Origin of the sequence: Microbulbifer elongatus, from assembly GCF_020524885.1 — a bacterium.
Lineage (GTDB): Bacteria > Pseudomonadota > Gammaproteobacteria > Pseudomonadales > Cellvibrionaceae > Microbulbifer > Microbulbifer elongatus_A.
In genome coordinates this window covers 255,893-274,040 of record NZ_JAIVKJ010000001.1, presented here as the reverse complement: position 1 = coordinate 274,040, position 18,148 = coordinate 255,893, and the positions used below count along the sequence as shown (strand labels likewise).

16 protein-coding genes are annotated in these 18,148 nt (G+C 55.4%); 8 read left to right on the top strand and 8 right to left on the bottom strand.

The window, feature by feature from the left end; translation table 11 throughout:
* Positions 1-3: 3 nt before the first annotated feature.
* The 5 genes from LC059_RS01120 to LC059_RS01100 all read right to left on the bottom strand — a co-directional run bounded on the left by LC059_RS01120 (position 4) and on the right by LC059_RS01100 (position 5,676).
* A complete protein-coding gene (locus tag LC059_RS01120; protein WP_226701992.1) occupies positions 4-654 on the bottom strand; it encodes a VWA domain-containing protein in 651 nt (216 codons plus the stop codon).
* Positions 651-2,162 (bottom strand): hypothetical protein, encoded by a 1,512-nt coding sequence (locus LC059_RS01115; protein WP_226701991.1) that lies wholly within the window; start codon positions 2,160-2,162, stop codon positions 651-653. Before LC059_RS01115 ends, LC059_RS01120 begins: the two co-directional genes overlap by 4 nt.
* 295 nt (positions 2,163-2,457) lie before the next feature.
* A complete protein-coding gene (locus LC059_RS01110) occupies positions 2,458-3,582 on the bottom strand; it encodes an ABC transporter permease (RefSeq protein ID WP_226701990.1) in 1,125 nt (374 codons plus the stop codon).
* Positions 3,579-4,553 carry an ATP-binding cassette domain-containing protein gene (locus LC059_RS01105; protein ID WP_226701989.1) on the bottom strand — a complete coding sequence of 325 codons (975 nt, stop codon included), beginning with the start codon at positions 4,551-4,553 and terminating at the stop codon, positions 3,579-3,581. The genes LC059_RS01110 and LC059_RS01105 overlap by 4 nt, the downstream gene beginning before the upstream one ends.
* Positions 4,528-5,676 (bottom strand): HlyD family secretion protein, encoded by a 1,149-nt coding sequence (locus LC059_RS01100; protein WP_226701988.1) that lies wholly within the window; start codon positions 5,674-5,676, stop codon positions 4,528-4,530. The genes LC059_RS01105 and LC059_RS01100 overlap by 26 nt, the downstream gene beginning before the upstream one ends.
* A gap of 438 nt (positions 5,677-6,114) precedes the next feature.
* On the opposite strand from LC059_RS01100, the gene LC059_RS01095 reads away from it, so the two are divergent.
* From LC059_RS01095 to LC059_RS01060, 8 genes are all read left to right on the top strand, one after another.
* On the top strand, positions 6,115-6,708 hold the full coding sequence (locus LC059_RS01095) for a helix-turn-helix transcriptional regulator (RefSeq protein WP_226701987.1): 594 nt from the start codon (positions 6,115-6,117) through the stop codon (positions 6,706-6,708).
* Positions 6,705-7,151, top strand: a complete 447-nt coding sequence (locus LC059_RS01090; protein WP_226701986.1) for a curli production assembly/transport protein CsgE — start codon at positions 6,705-6,707, stop codon at positions 7,149-7,151. The genes LC059_RS01095 and LC059_RS01090 overlap by 4 nt, the downstream gene beginning before the upstream one ends.
* Positions 7,151-7,570: a curli assembly protein CsgF gene (locus tag LC059_RS01085; protein ID WP_226701985.1), complete on the top strand. Its 420-nt coding sequence runs from the start codon at positions 7,151-7,153 to the stop codon at positions 7,568-7,570. The genes LC059_RS01090 and LC059_RS01085 overlap by 1 nt, the downstream gene beginning before the upstream one ends.
* Positions 7,571-7,694: 124 nt before the next feature.
* Positions 7,695-8,558: a CsgG/HfaB family protein gene (locus LC059_RS01080; RefSeq protein ID WP_226703161.1), complete on the top strand. Its 864-nt coding sequence runs from the start codon at positions 7,695-7,697 to the stop codon at positions 8,556-8,558.
* 152 nt (positions 8,559-8,710) lie between these two features.
* Positions 8,711-9,187: a hypothetical protein gene (locus tag LC059_RS01075; protein WP_226701984.1), complete on the top strand. Its 477-nt coding sequence runs from the start codon at positions 8,711-8,713 to the stop codon at positions 9,185-9,187.
* An 8-nt stretch (positions 9,188-9,195) separates the two neighbouring features.
* Positions 9,196-10,128 (top strand): hypothetical protein, encoded by a 933-nt coding sequence (locus LC059_RS01070; RefSeq protein ID WP_226701983.1) that lies wholly within the window; start codon positions 9,196-9,198, stop codon positions 10,126-10,128.
* Between the two features lie 559 nt (positions 10,129-10,687).
* The gene (locus LC059_RS01065) at positions 10,688-11,563 is read left to right on the top strand and encodes a hypothetical protein (RefSeq protein WP_226701982.1); all 876 of its coding nucleotides are present in this window, start codon (positions 10,688-10,690) and stop codon (positions 11,561-11,563) included.
* Positions 11,564-11,688: 125 nt separating this feature from the next.
* Positions 11,689-12,567 carry a hypothetical protein gene (locus LC059_RS01060; protein ID WP_226701981.1) on the top strand — a complete coding sequence of 293 codons (879 nt, stop codon included), beginning with the start codon at positions 11,689-11,691 and terminating at the stop codon, positions 12,565-12,567.
* A 70-nt stretch (positions 12,568-12,637) separates the two neighbouring features.
* Here the strand turns inward: LC059_RS01060 and greA are convergent, their stop codons facing one another.
* From greA to carA, 3 genes are all read right to left on the bottom strand, one after another.
* Positions 12,638-13,114 (bottom strand): transcription elongation factor GreA, encoded by a 477-nt coding sequence (greA, locus tag LC059_RS01055; protein ID WP_226701980.1) that lies wholly within the window; start codon positions 13,112-13,114, stop codon positions 12,638-12,640.
* 134 nt (positions 13,115-13,248) lie between these two features.
* Positions 13,249-16,479 carry a carbamoyl-phosphate synthase large subunit gene (gene carB / locus LC059_RS01050; RefSeq protein WP_226701979.1) on the bottom strand — a complete coding sequence of 1,077 codons (3,231 nt, stop codon included), beginning with the start codon at positions 16,477-16,479 and terminating at the stop codon, positions 13,249-13,251.
* Positions 16,480-16,548: 69 nt separating this feature from the next.
* Positions 16,549-17,685 (bottom strand): glutamine-hydrolyzing carbamoyl-phosphate synthase small subunit, encoded by a 1,137-nt coding sequence (gene carA, locus LC059_RS01045; protein WP_226703160.1) that lies wholly within the window; start codon positions 17,683-17,685, stop codon positions 16,549-16,551.
* Positions 17,686-18,148 lie beyond the last annotated feature (463 nt).

The window sequence follows — 18,148 nt, the reverse complement described above, 5'->3', positions numbered from 1 at the left end:
GGCTCACGGTAGAATTTTTTCCAGCCGCTCCAGATCGTTGACTACCCGCCAGCTGCCACCGCCCTCCTCTACTTTTTCCTGCCAATGCTGCAGGCGGCCAAGGTATTCGCTGGGGTCGACATTGTCACTGCTGAGCTTGGTCACGTTCAGGGCAACCAGGTCAAACCCGTTCAAGGTCAGCGGCAGATCGCGGTTGTAGCCCTGTTTGATCTCTTCCTTGAGGTCGGAAAAAATCAGGATGGTTTTGCGGCCGGGCTGCTTTTCGTTGAGAAATTCCACCGCCTGTAACAGACCGCCGGTAATGTCCGTGTAGGCTGCCGGCTGCGCGCTTTCTACAAAAGCGTCGATACTCTGCTGAAAGGCCCGCTTCTGGCGGTTGGCGACACTGGGGCGATCGTCAAACGTAACCTTGGCGTGGATGTTTTTCTCGCTGAAACTGCCGGTATTGATACTGGCTACGGCAAATGTATCCCCGGGATTTAATCGCGCCAGGGTGAAGTTGATCACCTGCTGGGCCTTGCCCAGCTCCTCGGTATAGGTACCGGAGGTATCGATCAACATATATACCCCCTGGTTGCGCGCTACCGGCTCACCACAACTGGCCAGCACCAGCGTCGAGACAACGGCCAATACAAGCAACAAACACTTTTTCATGATGGCTGCTCCTGTAATGTCGCTTCGGAAGTGGTCGCAGTCTTGCTGGAGGATTTGCCACCCCGCCTGGATGTCGATTTCTTGGCGGGCTTGGTAGCCACCTCGGGTGTTTCCGCCTTCGCCTTCGCTGCGACCTGCTCTCGCCAACCCAAGAAACGCGCCTCCAGCCACAAGGGGAAGAAGATAACGATGTCGTATACCCTAACCAGCAGTGTGCCCGCACGCAGCATTCCGGTACCGGCGAGGCGCAACACCACTGACATCAAGCGCAGGGTGAACGCTGCAACAACCCCGATAACCGTGCGTGTGGAAGCGATAAAGTTCTCCAGCGGGATGGCTACAAATGTCAGCGCAAACGGCAGTATAAAGCCCATGCCCATCTGCGCCGCAGTGGTGATCCAGTAAACCCCGCCCTCTGCAGCAACCACTTCCGCACCGCGCAACTGGGCACTAACCGCCAAATCTTCCTGCATCAGGATTTCGCGCATAAAGGCGAGTCCGGCCTCGACGGTAGCGAGGAAGAACAGCAGCGTAAACGCCGCCCACATCATCCGTGTACGCACCTTGTCACTAAGCGCACTGATCACAGGGAAGAGACGTGTAATCCGCAGGCACTCCATCACAAACAGCCCCATGGTGATCTCCACCAGGATGATCACCAGTGCGGAAATATCCGCGATCTTGAAACTGCCGATATAGCTGGTGCCGCCCACCATTTCGGTCATAGGACGTGCGATCAGGTGGAAATTGATCAGCGCACCGCCAACGGCAATGGCGAGCACAAAGGCGGAAATAAAAAACTGGCTCAGGGAAGACGAAGACAGCATACGCTGGGCCCGATCACTGCCCTGCAGGATTTCCTCGTAGCGATCCATATGGCCATCCACCACCTTGGCCCGCTGCTGCACCGTGGTGACGGTTTTATTCACCGCACCGAGGCTCTTCAGGATGGAACGCCACGCGGGCATCATCCGCTTGAGCAACTGGTGGCGCTCACGGGCGGACTCCCGGTAAGCCTCCAGCGCCTTGCCTTCGGCCTTGCGCATTGAACCGTGAATGGTCTCCAGTACATCGCCCACCACCGGATCCTGCTTGGCCGGAATCTCGGCGACCGCCTTGATGGCCTTGGCCCAGTTGGTGGGCTCCGGCGGCACTTCAGCGCTGCGCACGTAGTCTTCGTCGATGGTAGTAAGCTGTTCGCACAGTCTGCGGTGCAGTGCCGGGTATTGAGCCAGCTCCTTTTTCATGGCCCCTTCGATACGATCGAACTCACGTTCGATATGCCGCTCGGTGGCCTCGCGCCCGGCGGCAAGCAACACCTCGCGATTGCGCAGTTGCAAACGGCCCTCCGCGGCAGCGACCGCGTTGGCCCCCAGACGCAGGGACTGATGAAAGAAACGGGCCAGGGCGAGAATGCCCTGATGAACAGGCTTGCGCGCCAGAAACAGCGCAATCAATGCGATAACGAACCATAACCAGGGTGGCAGGCTCTGGAAGATTCCGGTCATGGTACAGCTTCCTCCCTTGCTGACAGGCAGCAATAGTTAACGTGTGTACAGACCTGACCTCAGTCTTGTAATGAAGTAGTGGCGCCTAATGCGACCATATTCCCAAATTTACTTAGAGACATAACCCCCGCATCCTATCAAGGCTGGGCGGCGGTTTCCTTTATATCGTCACAATTACCGTGAGAACCTCTACGTCGGAATACTGGGAACCGGTGAAATGAAGACAGTTTGAGGCGGGAAAGTTCACTTAAGGCTGGATCAGCGTTTATTTTTGCGCCAGGCAAATCCATACGGGTTAATCAAGGCGCTTACGGAACCGCAGTATGGCGAAGGTCATCATCAGCACGATGAATACAAGTAGCGCGAGCACATCCGGCCACAATTCGAGGATGTCCGCCCCCCGCAGCATCACCCCGCGCACCAGGCGAATAAAGTGTGTCAGTGGCAGCAGCTCTGCCAGCCACTGGGCCGCATGAGGCATACCGTCAAACGGAAACATAAACCCTGACAACAGAATCGACGGCAGGAACACAAAGAATGTCATCTGCATGGCCTGGAACTGGGACTGGGCGCGGGTGGAAATCAGCAGCCCCATCGCCAGATTTGCAAGAATCAGCAGGATCGCGGCAATGTACACATCTAGCAGGCTACCGCGTATGGGCACCTGAAATACGAGCTTGCCCAACAACAGGATCAGACTGGTCTGGATCAGGCCAATCAGCCCATAGGGCAGTATCTTGCCGATCATCAGCTCGGCACTGCTAACTGGCGTGGCGATCAACAGCTCCATATTGCCGCGCTCCCGCTCACGCACAATCGCCACCGCGGTAAACATCACCATGGTCATGGTGAGGATGATACCGATCAGCCCCGGTACGATATTGATCGCCGACACCCGCTGGGGGTTGTAGAAGCTGACAATACTTACCGGGCTCTGCGGCAGTGGTATCGAAGACTGTCGATCCGGCAGGCGCGTGTCATTTTCTGGCGGGGGTTCACCAATCGGCACCTGAGCCAACTGTGCCGCGGCACTCTGCACCACTGTGTCGCTGCCATCCACCATGATCTGGATGGCTTCCTGCCCCAGTGCCAACCGGCGCTCGTAATCGTAGGGAATGGCAACCCCTACGCTGATCTCGCCGCGGCGTAATAGCGCCAGCAACTGCTCCGGTGTTTCCGCGCTAACGACAGGCTCAATGACGCCAGTAGCGAGCATATCCATCACTTGCTGCCGGGACGCACTGGTATTGGACTGGTCGGCGATGGCCGCTGGCAGATTGCGCAAATTTAGGTTGATCGCGTAACCAAACAGCACCAATTGCATGATGGGAATGCCCACGATCATCGCCAGGGTCACGCGATCCCGGCGCATCTGTCGGAACTCCTTGATCAGCACTGCAAACAGCCGGCGTCCGTTCAAGCCTCGGGCTCCTCCTGTGGCGACTCAGCGTTCGACTGCTGGTGGGTAACCGCAACAAATACATCTTCCAGGCTGGGGGTAATCGGCCTCACCTCGGCACCCACTCCCCCCGCAGACAGGGCGGCTTCAATATGCCGCTGGCAGTCCCGATCGCTATCCACCAATACCCGCAAACTGTTGCCGATCTGCGCCGCACTGATCACGCCGGGCACCTTTACCAACAGCTGCTTGGCGCGATATTGCATTTCGGTCTCCACCAGCAAGGTGCGCCCATCGAGAGTGCCGGTAAGCTCTGCGGGGCTGCCATCGGCCACAAGGCGGCCGCGATCAAGGATAGCGAGGCGGTGGCAACGCTCCGCTTCATCCATATAGTGGGTGGATACCAGAATGGTGGTGCCCGCTTCGGTGAGTTCAAACAGTTTCTCCCAGAAATCCCGCCGGGACTCAGGATCCACCGCGCTGGTGGGCTCATCGAGAAACAGCAGCTCCGGCTTGTGGATAACTGCGCCCGCCAATGCCAGGCGCTGTTTCTGGCCACCACTCATGGTGCCGGCAAGCTGGCCCGCGCGGCCCTCAAAGTGGTACTCCTCCAATAACTCGTCGACACGCAGCCGCGCCTTCTTTGATGGAAGATTCTGTACTGCAGCGAGGAACTCCAGGTTTTCACGCACGGTGAGGTCGGCGAACAAGGAGAATTGCTGTGTCATATAGCCAATGTGCTGACGCAACGCTTCCGCCTGCTCTGGAATCGTCAAACCCAGCACTTCGATCTCGCCGGCTGTCGGCGTCAGCAGCCCGCAAAGCATGCGGATACTGGTGGATTTACCCGAGCCATTGGGACCGAGAAACCCGTATACCTGACTGCGGTGTACGGTGAGGTCTACATCATCTACTGCCTTCAGGCTGCCAAAATGTTTGCTCAGGCCGCGGGCGCGAATTGCAATCTCATTTTTCACGATCGTCGGGCCCATAATCGTCGACGCGCTCCCCAACCGCCTTCTCTGTCGAGCCATCCGCGCGCTGCGAGTCATCGATATCGATAGCAGTGTCAGCATTGGTCTGCGGGGAAGCGGAGCTCTTCGGCATTCCAGAGAAGGTAGCCTTTAGCGGCAGTCCGGCGGGTAAATGCGCGGCATTATGTTCCAGCTGAATTTCAGCGATGTAGCTAAGCCGCGTGACATCATCCCCGGTAAGCGCATAGTAAGGTGTAAAGCTCGGCTCATTGCGCACCATCCGTACCTGCCCCGAAAAAGGTCCATTCCCCCCTTTCTGCCCTTCCGTAATATCGCCGCCTTGCAGAAAAACTTGAGCACCCCCGCCCACCTGTACCTGAAGACGCAAAGGCTGCGGCACGTATACGCGGGCGTAGGGGGTTTCCCCTGTCAGCATGACCACGAGCGCAGCACCGAGTGGAGCTTCATCACCCAATTTGAACGGAATGCTGTCGACAACGCCAGGCTGGGGTGCACGCACCGTCAACTTATCCAGTAAAACGCGCTGAGCTCGCGCCTGCGCACGTGCCTCCTCCAGTGCCGCACGCCCCTGTTCAATTTCCTCGAAGCGTGTGCCGCGCTCAAGCTCGAGAAGCTGCTCCATCGCTGCCCTTACCTGTGCCTGAGCGCTTTCTGCCGATGCCTGGGCTGCATCTATATCCGAACGGGACGCATAGTTCTTTTCCCCCAGTGCCTGCAGCCGCCGAAAGTCTGCCTGTCGATCCCGCGCTTCAGCCTTGGTCGCGTCAAGCTCCGCTCTGGCGCGGGCGATCTCCTCAACCCTGGGGCCATCGGTCAGCTCCTCCAGAGCGGCCGCCTGCCGAGCAACTGCGGCTTCCGCTGCCCCGAGCCTTGCTCGGGTTTCCCGCGGATCCAACTGCAACAGCACCTGCCCCTGCGAAACACGCTGCCCTTCACGCGCGCCGATACTCACTATCTTCTCCGCAACCGGAGCCGGTAGGGAAATACGGTCCCACTCAAGGGTACCAAGCGCGACTTCTTCACGATGTTCACAGGCGGAAAGCACCATACACAACACAAGAAAAAGAAGTACAAATACACTCTTCACCGTGGTTAAGCGCATGGCGGTTAATCGCGACAACACAAGCCTCACTGGCCTTTCACTTGAAACTACCATCACCTTTTAAATTCCCTGCGGAAACCGAATCGCGCTTTCTCCTGGGGCTCGGAGATCCGCTGAAAATGCATGATTGCCCAATGCGGATTCCGAAAAATTATAAAAACGGAGCAACGCGCACAAATATTTATTAAAAAACGCATCTTTAAGAATAAATATTATGGAACAACTGTCATCTTAATTAGCCGTTGCACCGCAATTCCCGTCTACACTCCATACAAATTTCTCAAGGAATGAGATTTTCCACTTAATCGGGCTGGCATGAATTCCTCCAAATGAGAAGAAAGGAAAACATTCTCACACAAGAGATGGTTAGGGGGATATTTACAGGGGCTTCAATCCGCCAGTTTTGGAACATCTGTCTCATCCTGAGATCGTCATTGGCAAATTATGGGGTCATCTATGCCGATTCTCTTTTTGAGCGATTCGGGCCTGCACGGAGATCTGCTGTTCTCCCTTATTTCAGAGTCACTTCCATACAGCTGGGAAAAGTCAGAATTCGGACGACAGAAGCATTGTCTCAAGAGCTACGACGCGATAATCGTCAACTGCTTCGCGCTATCAGCACAGTCCTCACCGGGCACGGAGCTACAGCACCTCAAGAGCATCGAGCATCCTCGCGTTCTACTGATCAACCTGCCCAATGAGCTACCGAACCACATCACTGCACCACTGGAAGAGAGAAAGTTTGTCTTTCTTTGCGACAGCCGCACAAGCCAGCAGGACCTGATCCGAAAGCTATCCTCAGGCATCCAGAACTCGCGCATACCCGGTGACGCAGATTCTCGCTCCCGCCTGTTGCTGACCAAGCGAGAGCAGGAAATTCTTGCACAACTCACTACCGGCGAGCCCAACAGTGTTATCGCGTCGCGATTACACCTTAGCGAGCACACAGTGAAGAATCACATGTACAACATCTTTCGCAAGATCGGTGTAAAAAACCGCCTGCAAGCCAGCAATTGGGCAAAAATGCATTTGCAAGTTGAGCGGATATGAGACCCCTCGCCCTGATTCTGACTGTATTTCTTCTCGCTCCCGCTGCCGGTAATACCCAGGATGACAGCGGAACGCTGGAGGAATCCCAAGCAGCAGAAAACAGCGCACGTATTGAGGATGAAATCAGCGGGTTCAATGTAGACCAAACAATCACCCGGACCGGACATGATTTCGCCCGTTTCATGAGTGAGTACCGCAACCTGAATTATCCGGACAGCGATTACAACCTGACCATTCTGGAACGACCCTCAGCGCGCTGGGGCAACCTGATCTGGATAACCTACAACAACAAAACGGTATTTCGGCGCTTTATCAGTCCCAGTACCAACAATATCCGCGAGCTCGCGGAGGATGCAAGCAAAATGATCCACGAAATGGTTCTCCAGGAAAAGGTCCGCGCAGCGTTTACCGATCACTTCGATTTAGGAAAGGATGAGTTCTGATGAAAAAAAATAGACTAATCCCCCTGGCCGTAACACCAATACTGATGTTCGCCAGTTCCAGCGGGCTTGCCTCCCAGCTGATCTACGAGCCTACAAACCCTAATTTTGGAGGCAATCCCTTAAACGGCAGTTTTCTTTTGCAGAACGCGCAATCACAGGATGATCACGAGGATCCAAACAATCCCGCAGATCTCTATGAGCAGCCCAGCGCTCTGGACCGGTTTACTGACTCCCTGGAAACAAGGTTATTGAACCAGCTACTTACCGATGTGGGCGATGGCAACAGCGGCGAACTAATCACCGACGACTTTATTGTCCAGATAGTCGATAACGATGGTGTATTGACCGTCTTGATTACGGACCGGTCTACAGGTGACAAAAGTGAAATTATTGTAAGCGGCCTCAACCCAACTAACTGATCAATTACCTGTGACCAAGATGTACCAATAGAACAGAGGAAACAAAGCTATCAGATCCCTATAGAGGTACCCTGGACTGATCCGCAATCCCGAATAATCGCGAATAATACTGGAGACTAGCGTGATGTTTACAAGAGGTTCCAAACTTGTCGCCGCTCTTTCATTTATGCTTGCCATAAGTGGCTGTACCGCGGTCAAGGAGACAGGTGACGCGCTGTTTGGCCCAGGCCTGCAGGACGCGAAGCTGACACCGCGAAACAATACGTACCGCGACCTGCTGAATTTGCCCCAGCCAAAGGGCAAGATACTGGCAGCGGTATATAACTTTCGCGACCAGACAGGGCAGTACAAGCCCGCCCCCTCGAGCAGCTTTTCCACGGCCGTCACCCAGGGTGCCGCCTCGATGCTGATGAATGTCCTAAATGAATCCGGTTGGTTTATTCCACTGGAGCGCGAGGGGCTACAAAACCTGTTAACCGAACGGAAGATTGTGCGCGCGGCATTGGCGAAGCCCAATGCGCCTGAAAACAACCCGATGTTACCGTCATTGGTCGCCGCAAACATTCTTATTGAAGGCGGTATTGTTGCCTATGACACCAACATCCGCACTGGCGGTGCGGGAGCGCGCTACTTTGGTATCGGTGCTGACGAGCAGTACCGCGTTGACCAGATCACCGTTAACCTGCGGGCAGTCGACATTCGCTCCGGGCGTGTTTTGCACTCGGTACTTACGTCTAAAACGGTTTATTCAAAAGCGATTAGCGCCGATGTGTTTCGCTATGTGAAATTCAAAAGACTGCTGGAAATTGAACTCGGTACCACCACCAACGAACCCGCCCAGCTCGCCATGCTATCTGCAATGGAATCCGCCGTTATCCACCTGATAAGCCAGGGGATCGTTGCCAATTCCTGGGCACTGGACAATCCCGACGAAATCAGCAACCCGGTGCTGCAATATTACCTGAATGAAAATACGGCCATTCTGTAGCAGGGCCCAGCGGATCAGATAACGCCAGAATTATTCAAAATACCCATAATTGACGCCAAGAGAAACCAAGTATGCTTCCCAGGCCCACCAGAATCGGATGTGCATTTCTATCTATTGCGCCCCTGATCACAATGGTTGTAACTGCCTCCGCGATGGCTCAGGAGATTGATGGAGGCATCATTGAGCTGTCCGGCGCCAGCGAACTGGAGCTGTCTAATTTCGGCTATTCGGTGGCTAACATTGCCAATGTGTACCAGATGGGAAACTTCAACCATGTTTCAGCTGAGCAGTCCGGTACCGTCAATTTTCTCTCCGTGCAGCAGGTTGGATTTAAAAACCTGCTAATCAGTGCCCAAGCCGGCGACGGTAACAGTATCGTTACCACGCAGTCCGGAGAAGGCAATATTGCCGCGCTGATCCAGGCGGGCTACGAGAATATAATTCTGCTGGAACAGGTGGGGTACGCGCACCAGGCGGGGATCACCCAATATGGCGTGCGCAATTCAGCATCCGTTGAGCAAGTCGGGCTGTACCACAGTGTCACGATCAACCAGCGCGGCAATGGACTAAGCACAGCGGTGACACAGACCGGCGTATCCATGACGACCACTATCAACCAGTACGATTGAGGTTAGTAATGCTACATATTGAGCAGGTTGAAACGTCAGCGGCAACTGCCATACGCCATATAGGTTGCGCCCTGTGCCTTTTGGCAATCGTTATTCCCGAGCAGGTCGCCGCAGAACAAAACACGGTGTATCAGTACCAGGAAGGCCTGGATAATTTTGCGGTGTCTCAACAGCAGTTTTTCAACACGATAAACAACACCTTCGAGCAGGAGCAGGAAGGAGTACAGAATACCGCTGAGGGAACCCAGAAGCAGGAAGCGGGCAGTGAAATTCACCAGCAGCAAAACGGCGCATTCAATAGCGCGCAGGTGCAGCAACAGTACGGCGGTGATAATAGCGTACGCAGTACGCAGATTGGTGTAGAGAACAGCGCGACCAGTTTGCAGTCGGTGACCTACGATAACCATAGCCAGACCTACCAGGTCGGCTTTGGCAATGAATCGAGTAGCTCGCAGTTAAACGGCAATTTTAACGATATCCGTATTATTCAGTCAGGTATTGCCAACATTGCCACTACCACGCAGACCGCAGGTTTCTATACCAAGAGCTACACCGAGCAACAAGGTAACGACAACAGCGCAACGGTGTCACAAAATGGTGTGGATCACTTCTCTGCCACCGTCCAGGAAGGTGCATTTAATCGTGGCGCGACACAGCAATCCGGCGCGCTTCAAGAAGCAGATCTGTTACAAAATGGTTTGGCCAATCAGGCCTCTCTGTTACAGGCAGATGATTACAATCAGGTCAGCACCAGCCAAAACGGTAACTTTAACCAAGTGGTGGTTAGCCAAACTGGCACTTTTGGCTTGGGTGGCAATCACCAGTCTGTGGTGAGCCAGGTTGGTACTTTCAATGCGACCGCCATCTCACAGGCGGGTATTTCTTCCAGTGCCACCGTTAGTCAATTTGGCGTCGGCAACTCGGTATCACTTACCCATTAGTGCCGCTCGTTTCCTTTCAGCGCCACCCTCTCACCGCCACCTTCTTCTCCACATTCGCCAGCTTTTATTCTGTGCCGGGAGGCCGAGCACCTGTCGCCCAAAAAGAGGTTTTGCCCGCCAAATTCCCCCCAATTGGTTATGAAACCAGACTTTCCAGACCACAAATTGATCAAAAAATATACTTTCTTCCTAGTTTTTCACCACTTCCCTCCTATAGCGCCACGCCGTCCCAACTACAAAACTCAATAGCAAGATGATCAAAATTTAACCCACCCGATCATTTTTAACTCTCGCGACGAGAGTCGTTTCGGGGCAACTTCACTACCATCAAAGCTTCTGCCAGATCGCTCCATTAGATAGGGCACGTGGTAGCCAGGTAAGGAGTGCTCCGGAAGAACTGAGGAATCCGGGTGACAACATAGAGTGTGCAGTGGGATTGATCGATACCCGCTGCCGCGCGACTGAGACCCAAAGAATATGGCGCTTATTTGTCTGTGCCATAGATAATCAGCACCCCCGGGGCTGGTTGTACTTAACGTCCGAAGTAAAGGAGCAACTCATGAAGACGTTTACCCCCATTGCCGCTGCAATCCTTCTAGCCGCCAGCGGTTCCGCCTTCGCCGCGAACAACACCGCCAACCTCACTCAAGTCGGTGTTGGTAATGGCGCCCTCGCAAATCAGCAAGGCCCAACCACCAACAACAACACCATCAACCAGTTCCAAGGAGGCTTTTTCAATGGTGCTGCTGCCGTGCAGGCTGGAGAAACCGGCAGCCTGATTACCCAGACTCAGCTGGGTGCAGCAAACGGAGCCTTCTCCCTGCAAGCCGGTGGTATTGCTAACAATGCCGCCATCCTGCAAGTTGGTGCGGTGAACGGTGCTGCCACCACTCAGGTGGCCTCCGGCCTCTCTTCTGCATCCATTACCCAGGTGGGCTTCTTTAACGGCGCTTCCGTTCTGCAAGCGGTGAGCCTGCTGAGTTCAGCATCCATCACTCAGGTTGGTATTGCCAACACCGCGTCTGCGGTTCAGGTGCTGAGCCTGGGGAACTCTTCAACCATCAATCAGCTGGGTATCGCGAACAACGCAGACTCTTTCCAGTCTGGCATTCTGCAGTCTTCCAGCATGACCCAGGTAGGTCTTGGTAACGATGCAGACACCCGTCAGATCGGTCTGTTCAACGAGGCCGATATCCTGCAAGTTGGCCTGGCGAACGAAGCAGACGTATCTCAATTGGGTCTGGGTAACTCAGGCAGCACTGCACAGTTCGGCTTCCTGAACGACAGCTACATCGGTCAGGTTGGTATTGGCCTGACGGCCTCTACTACTCAGCTGGGTGGTTTCAACAACGTTCTGGTTGGTCAGGTTGGCCTCGGTGACACCGCTACTTCCCTGCAAATTGGCTTTGGCAACAACGGCTTGATTCTGCAGTAATCCCGCAGCGGCTGTGAATACGGCGAGCGGCTTATTCAGCCGCTCGTTGTTTAACTCTTCTCCACCACAAACCACTCCAGCTAATACAGAAAATTCCTTTCGTAGTTCGAAGTGAAGGAGTTCATGTGAAGTACCTAGCTCATGTCAGCGCCTCAGTGCTATTCGCCATAAGCGGATTCGCTCTGGCCGACCAAAATACAGCAATTCTCACCCAAACCGGGGTGGGAAATACGGCAAGTGTTGACCAGACCGACGCCGGCGCTGTGGGTAACCTGATCCAGCAGACACAGTCTGGTTTTTTCAACCAGGCATATGCCACACAGGTTGCCGAAACTGACAGCGCAATCTTTCAGACACAGAACGGTGGATTCAATGACGCTTACGCATTGCAGTCCGGAGGATCAAACAATGTAAGCAATGTACAGCAGCAAGGGTTTGCGAATACCGCATCCACCTTTCAGCTGGGCTCAGCCAACAGCACCGCGATTGTGGTTCAACAGGGCTTGAATAACGATGCGCGAATTGACCAGGTGGCAGGCACCGACAATGTTGCGGTCATCGAGCAGACCGGGCTGGTGCACAACGCCTATATCGGCCAGTTTTTCAGTGCCGGCTCGCAGGCATATATATTCCAGGACGGGATAGGAAACGATGCGGGCATCCTTCAGGGCGGTGTTGGCCATACGGCAAGTATTACCCAGTCCGGCGTGGCTAACGATGCCGGCATTGTACAAACCGGCTTTTTCAATACCGCAGATATCAATCAGAGTGGTTTTGGTAATGACGCGCTCATTACCCAGACTGGATGGTTTAATGCGGCATCCATTTCGCAGGACGGCTTCCTGAACAATGCCAATGTGTTACAGCTTGGCTTTGGCGGTCATACAGCCGTGGTCACCCAGATTGGCGGCCTGAACAATGCGAACGTGGTTCAGAGTGGTTTGAACGAAACAGCCATCGTGACCCAGATCGGGATTGGCAACCAGGCAACTGTTTTACAGTAGGTTGTTTACTTGCCAGAAACAAAAAGGGCGGCCAATGGCCGCCCTTTTTCGTTACTCAATCAAGATCTTTTTACAGATGCTCAACGGTATCAATCTCGTACTCTACCGAACCGGAGGGAGTATTCACCACCACAATATCGCCCTCTTCTTTGCCGATCAGTGCACGAGCAATGGGGGAATTCACAGAGATCTTTTTCTGTTTCACATCCGCCTCATCGTCACCCACGATTTTGTAGGTCACTTCCGAGTCGTTTTCCATGTGGATGATGGTCACTGTGGTGCCAAAAATTACTTTGCCGGAAGGCTCGATGGCTTTTACATCGATGACCTGGGCGAGAGACAGCTTGCCTTCGATATCCTGAATTCGTCCTTCGATAAAACCCTGCTTTTCACGGGCGGCGTGGTATTCGGCATTTTCTTTCAGGTCGCCGTGCTCTCGTGCCTCGGCAATGGCCTGAACTACTGCCGGGCGCTGTACTTTTTTCAGGTCTTCAAGTTCTGTACGCAGGGCTTCGGCACCCTCTACAGTCATAGGTACTCGGTTCACGGGAACCTCCAGAATTTCTATTTTTCACCTTCAAAGGCGATGTTATTTACGGTATTTCCCTAACGAAAAAGCTCCACCAGACGGCGGAGCTTTCGGGGTAGCGGCCCCGGAGGGCCGCCGGAATAAGCGCGCTGTCAGCCCTGCAAACGCACTACCCGCTGGTGCAGTTCCTGCAGGCTACGCACCTTGTGCGGCTCGGCAATTTGCATGGCCATGGCCATAGCGCGAGCTGCCGCCAGGGTAGTGGTGTAGCAAACCTGATGGTTTTCTGCGCTGCGGCGAATATCCGCAGAGTCGCGAATGGCCTGACGCCCTTCGGTGGTGTTGACCACCAGTGCAATCTCGTCGTTTTTAATCATATCGACGATATGCGGACGACCTTCGCTCATCTTGTTTACCGTTGTAACGGTAATATCCGCTTCTTGCAAGACCTTGGCGGTGCCGCGTGTCGCGACCAGGTCAAAACCGAGGCTCGACAGTTCACGCGCCACGTCTACCACACCAGGCTTGTCCACATCGCGCACGGAGATGAACACCTTGCCGGATTCCGGCAGTGCGTCGCCGGCGCCGATCAGCCCCTTGTCGAAGGCTTCGGCAAAGCTCTCGCCTACACCCATCACCTCGCCAGTGGATTTCATTTCCGGGCCGAGGATCGGGTCGACCTTCGGGAACTTGTTGAACGGGAATACCGACTCCTTGACGGAGTAGTAATCCGGCACAATCTCGGTTGTGAAACCCTGATCTTTCAGGCTGATACCAGCCTGACAGCGCGCGGCAATTTTCGCCAGTGAGGTGCCGATGCACTTGGAAACAAACGGCACGGTGCGGGACGCGCGCGGGTTCACCTCGATCACATAGATCTCGCCGTCCTGGTACGCCAGCTGCGTATTCATCAGGCCAACAACACCCAGCTCGCGGGCCATCGCCTTGACCTCCTCACGCATCTTGTCCTGCACGTCCGCGGGCAGGCTGTAGGGTGGCAGGGAGCACGCGGAGTCACCGGAGTGCACACCACACTGCTCGATGTGCTGCATGATCGCGCCGATCACCACATCCTGGCCATCGGACACCGCATCGATATCTACCTCGATGGCGGAGTGCAGGAAGTGGTCCAGCAGTACAGGTGCCTCGTCGGAAACCTCTACCGCTTCCTTCATATAAGTCTTGAGTTCGTCTTCCTTGTAGACAATCTCCATGGCGCGGCCACCCAGTACATAGGACGGGCGCACCACCAGCGGGTAGCCCACTTCCTTTGCCTTCTGAATGGCTTCGTACTCGGAGCGGACGATGGCGTTCTGTGGCTGCTTGAGGCCCAGACGCATGATCATCTGCTGGAAGCGCTCGCGATCTTCCGCACGGTCGATCTGCTCAGGGGTAGTACCGATGATCGGTACACCTTCGGCGGCGAGGAAACGCGCCAGGTTCAGCGGGGTCTGGCCGCCAAACTGGACGATTACGCCCACCGGCTTTTCCTTGCGCACGATTTCCAATACATCTTCCAAAGTGACCGGCTCGAAGTAGAGGCGATCAGAAGTGTCGTAGTCAGTGGATACGGTCTCCGGGTTACAGTTGACCATGATGGTCTCGTAACCGTCTTCGCGCATCGCCAGCGCCGCATGTACGCAGCAATAATCGAACTCGATACCCTGGCCGATCCGGTTGGGACCACCGCCGAGCACCATGATCTTTTTCTTGTCCGTAGGCTCCGCCTCGCACTCTTCATCGTAGGTCGAATACATGTAGGCGGTGCTGGTGGCAAATTCCGCCGCACAGGTATCCACACGCTTGTAAGCGGGGAAGACACCCATTTTGTGGCGGAATTCACGCACGGTCTTCTGGCTCACGCCCAGCAGGTCCGCCAGGCGCTTGTCGGAGAAGCCTTTGCGCTTGAGGTAGCGCATGGTCTCTGCGGTCAATGCCGAGGTAGGCATGGACTTCAGTGGCTCTTCGATATCCATCAGCTCCTTGATCTGAACCAGGAACCAGGGGTCGATGCCGGAGAGTTCGTAGACCTCGTCGATACTCATACCCATCCGGAAAGCATCGCCCACATACCAAATACGGTCGGCGCCGGCCACGGACAGCTCGCGGCGCAGACGCTCTACAGAGCCCACTTCCGCCGGGTCCAGTTTCGGCTCGAAACCGAAAGAGCCCACTTCCAGGCCGCGCAGGGCTTTCTGCAGGGACTCTTGGAAATTACGACCGATGGCCATGACTTCACCCACGGATTTCATCTGGGTAGTCAGGCGCGCGTCGGCTTCACCGAACTTCTCGAAGGTAAAGCGCGGAATTTTGGTAACCACGTAATCGATGGACGGCTCGAAGGACGCAGGGGTAGCACCACCAGTGATGTCGTTCTGCAGTTCATCCAGGGTGTAGCCCACCGCCAGCTTGGCCGCGACCTTGGCAATCGGGAAGCCAGTGGCCTTGGAGGCCAGTGCGGAGGAGCGGGACACCCGCGGGTTCATCTCGATCACCACCATGCGGCCGGTCTTGGGATCCATACCGAACTGCACGTTGGAGCCACCGGTTTCCACACCGATCTCGCGCAATACCGCGATGGATGCATTACGCATCAGCTGGTATTCCTTGTCGGTGAGGGTTTGCGCCGGGGCCACGGTGATGGAGTCACCGGTGTGTACCCCCATCGGGTCGAAGTTTTCGATGGCACAGACGATGATGCAGTTGTCGTTTTTGTCACGCACAACTTCCATCTCGTACTCTTTCCAGCCGAGCAGGGATTCGTCGATCAGCAGCTCGTTGGTAGGCGACAGGTCGAGGCCGCGCTTGCAGATTTCTTCGAACTCCGGCCAGTTGTAGGCCACACCGCCACCGGAGCCACCCATGGTGAAGGACGGACGAATGATCACCGGGAAGCCGAACTCTTCCGGGACCTTTTTCGCTTCCTCCATGGAGTGAACGATCTTGGCGCGCGGGGTTTCCAGGCCGATGGCCTTCATCGCCTTGTCGAACAGATCGCGGTCTTCCGCTTTCTCAATTGCGTTCTTGTCCGCACCAATCAGCTCACAGCCGAATTTCTCCAGCACGCCGTGCTTGTCCAGTGCCAGCGCACAGTTGAGTGCGGTCTGGCCGCCCATGGTGGGCAGGATGGCGTCCGGGCGCTCTTTCTCGATGATCTTGGCTACGGTTTTCCACTCGACCGGCTCGATATAAGTGGCATCCGCCATGGCCGGGTCGGTCATGATGGTGGCCGGGTTGGAGTTCACCAGGATCACCCGGAACCCCTCTTCCCGCAGGGCCTTACAGGCCTGCGCGCCGGAGTAGTCAAATTCACAGGCCTGACCGATGACGATGGGGCCTGCGCCGATGATCAGAATGCTTTTAATGTCTGTGCGTTTTGGCATCTTTCTTCCGTATCTAGCCGGCCGCAGCCGGTGGATAAAATTCTGGTCTTCGTTTGAGGAGGCTTCGGGTTACCGGCGCGCTTCCATCATCTCGATAAACTGGTCGAACAGCGGCGCCACATCGTGTGGGCCAGGGCTCGCTTCCGGGTGGCCCTGGAAACTAAATGCCGGCTTGTCCTTCAGGCGGATGCCCTGGAGGGTGCCGTCGAACAGGGACTTGTGGGTAACTTCCACATTGTCCGGCAGGGAGTCCATATCCACCGCAAAACCGTGGTTCTGCGCGGTGATCATCACCTTGGTGGAATTCAGGTCCTGTACCGGGTGGTTACCACCGTGGTGGCCGAATTTCATTTTTGCGGTCCTGGCGCCAACCGCCAGGCCCAGCAGCTGGTGCCCCAGGCAGATACCGTAAGTGGGCAGACCGGTATCGAGGATTTCCTGGATCGCCTTGATGGCGTAGTCGCAGGGCTCGGGGTCACCGGGGCCGTTGGACAGGAAGACACCGTCCGGATTCATCGCCAGCACTTCAGACGCAGGTGTCTCCGCCGGTACCACAGTGATGCTACAGCCGCGATCCACCAGCATGCGCAGGATGTTGCGCTTTACACCGAAATCGTAGGCAACCACTTTGTAGGGCTGCGCCGCCGGCGCCGGCTTGTGTCCCTGGCCCAGCTCCCAGGTGCCTTCGTTGAAGTCGTACTTTTCCTTGGTGGAAACCACCTTGGCCAGATCCATGCCTTTCAGGCCGGCAAATTCCTTGGCCTTTTTCAGCGCTTCGGCTTCGTTGACGTTTTCCCCAGCAATAATGCAGCCGCCCTGAGCGCCCTTGTCGCGCAAAATGCGGGTCAGGCGGCGGGTATCAATGTCGGCAATACCAACAATGTTGCGCGCCTTAAGGTAGTCCTCGAGGGACTGCTCGTTGCGGAAACTGGATGCCAGCAGCGGCAGATCACGGATTACCAGGCCGGCAGACCAGATCTCGGCACACTCTTCATCTTCAGAGTTAGTACCGGTATTGCCGATATGGGGGTAAGTCAGGGTAACGATCTGGCGGGCGTAAGATGGGTCGGTCAGGATTTCCTGATAACCGGTCATGGAGGTGTTGAAAACCACCTCACCAACGGTTGAGCCTTCCGCGCCAATAGCGCGACCGCGAAAGACACTGCCATCGGCGAGCACCAGCAGTGCCGGTGTGGTGCTGGGCATCAGGGATTCCGGCGTGGGAACGGCGTTGTTCAATTCAATCTCCAGTCGTCAGAACAGCTTCCGGGCGGGGTGAGAGGGCGCGCCTTGTCAGCGCAACCGGTGCAGTTTCAGGTGCAACGTTTTACCGGGAGCCTTTTATAAAAAAGCGAGATGAAACTACTGCTTCATCTCGCTTTTTTATAAGGTTATTCACGGTCGGCTCACTGAGGCTGTCACCAGGGCTCTCACTGTGTGGCCGGCAGCCGATTTAGGGGCTGGGGGGCGGGATATCCACCCTTTCCGGCACTTGTTTTATGACTTGGAAGCCACGGGCCCTGCGGGCTTTTCCTGATGAAATAACATCGCAGGAGGCGCGGGCGACTACAGTGGGACCTTTCCAAGCCGGGCGCAGATTCTACGGGAAACCGGGGTCGATCGCCAGTACAAATTTACGCCATCTCCTCGATAACGATCCAGGGAGCAG

What these genes read in the sequence shown, in the direction of transcription:
- LC059_RS01090 (WP_226701986.1), top strand. Translation starts at nt 6,705, where the DNA reads ATGAGACCCCTCGCCCTGATTCTGACTGTATTTCTTCTCGCTCCCGCT.
- LC059_RS01070 (WP_226701983.1), top strand. Translation starts at nt 9,196, where the DNA reads ATGCTACATATTGAGCAGGTTGAAACGTCAGCGGCAACTGCCATACGC.
- LC059_RS01080 (WP_226703161.1), top strand. Translation starts at nt 7,695, where the DNA reads ATGTTTACAAGAGGTTCCAAACTTGTCGCCGCTCTTTCATTTATGCTT.
- LC059_RS01095 (WP_226701987.1), top strand. Translation starts at nt 6,115, where the DNA reads ATGCCGATTCTCTTTTTGAGCGATTCGGGCCTGCACGGAGATCTGCTG.
- LC059_RS01085 (WP_226701985.1), top strand. Translation starts at nt 7,151, where the DNA reads ATGAAAAAAAATAGACTAATCCCCCTGGCCGTAACACCAATACTGATG.
- carA (WP_226703160.1), bottom strand. Translation starts at nt 17,685, where the DNA reads ATGCCCAGCACCACACCGGCACTGCTGGTGCTCGCCGATGGCAGTGTC.
- carB (WP_226701979.1), bottom strand. Translation starts at nt 16,479, where the DNA reads ATGCCAAAACGCACAGACATTAAAAGCATTCTGATCATCGGCGCAGGC.
- LC059_RS01105 (WP_226701989.1), bottom strand. Translation starts at nt 4,553, where the DNA reads ATGGGCCCGACGATCGTGAAAAATGAGATTGCAATTCGCGCCCGCGGC.
- LC059_RS01120 (WP_226701992.1), bottom strand. Translation starts at nt 654, where the DNA reads ATGAAAAAGTGTTTGTTGCTTGTATTGGCCGTTGTCTCGACGCTGGTG.
- LC059_RS01115 (WP_226701991.1), bottom strand. Translation starts at nt 2,162, where the DNA reads ATGACCGGAATCTTCCAGAGCCTGCCACCCTGGTTATGGTTCGTTATC.
- LC059_RS01075 (WP_226701984.1), top strand. Translation starts at nt 8,711, where the DNA reads ATGGCTCAGGAGATTGATGGAGGCATCATTGAGCTGTCCGGCGCCAGC.
- LC059_RS01065 (WP_226701982.1), top strand. Translation starts at nt 10,688, where the DNA reads ATGAAGACGTTTACCCCCATTGCCGCTGCAATCCTTCTAGCCGCCAGC.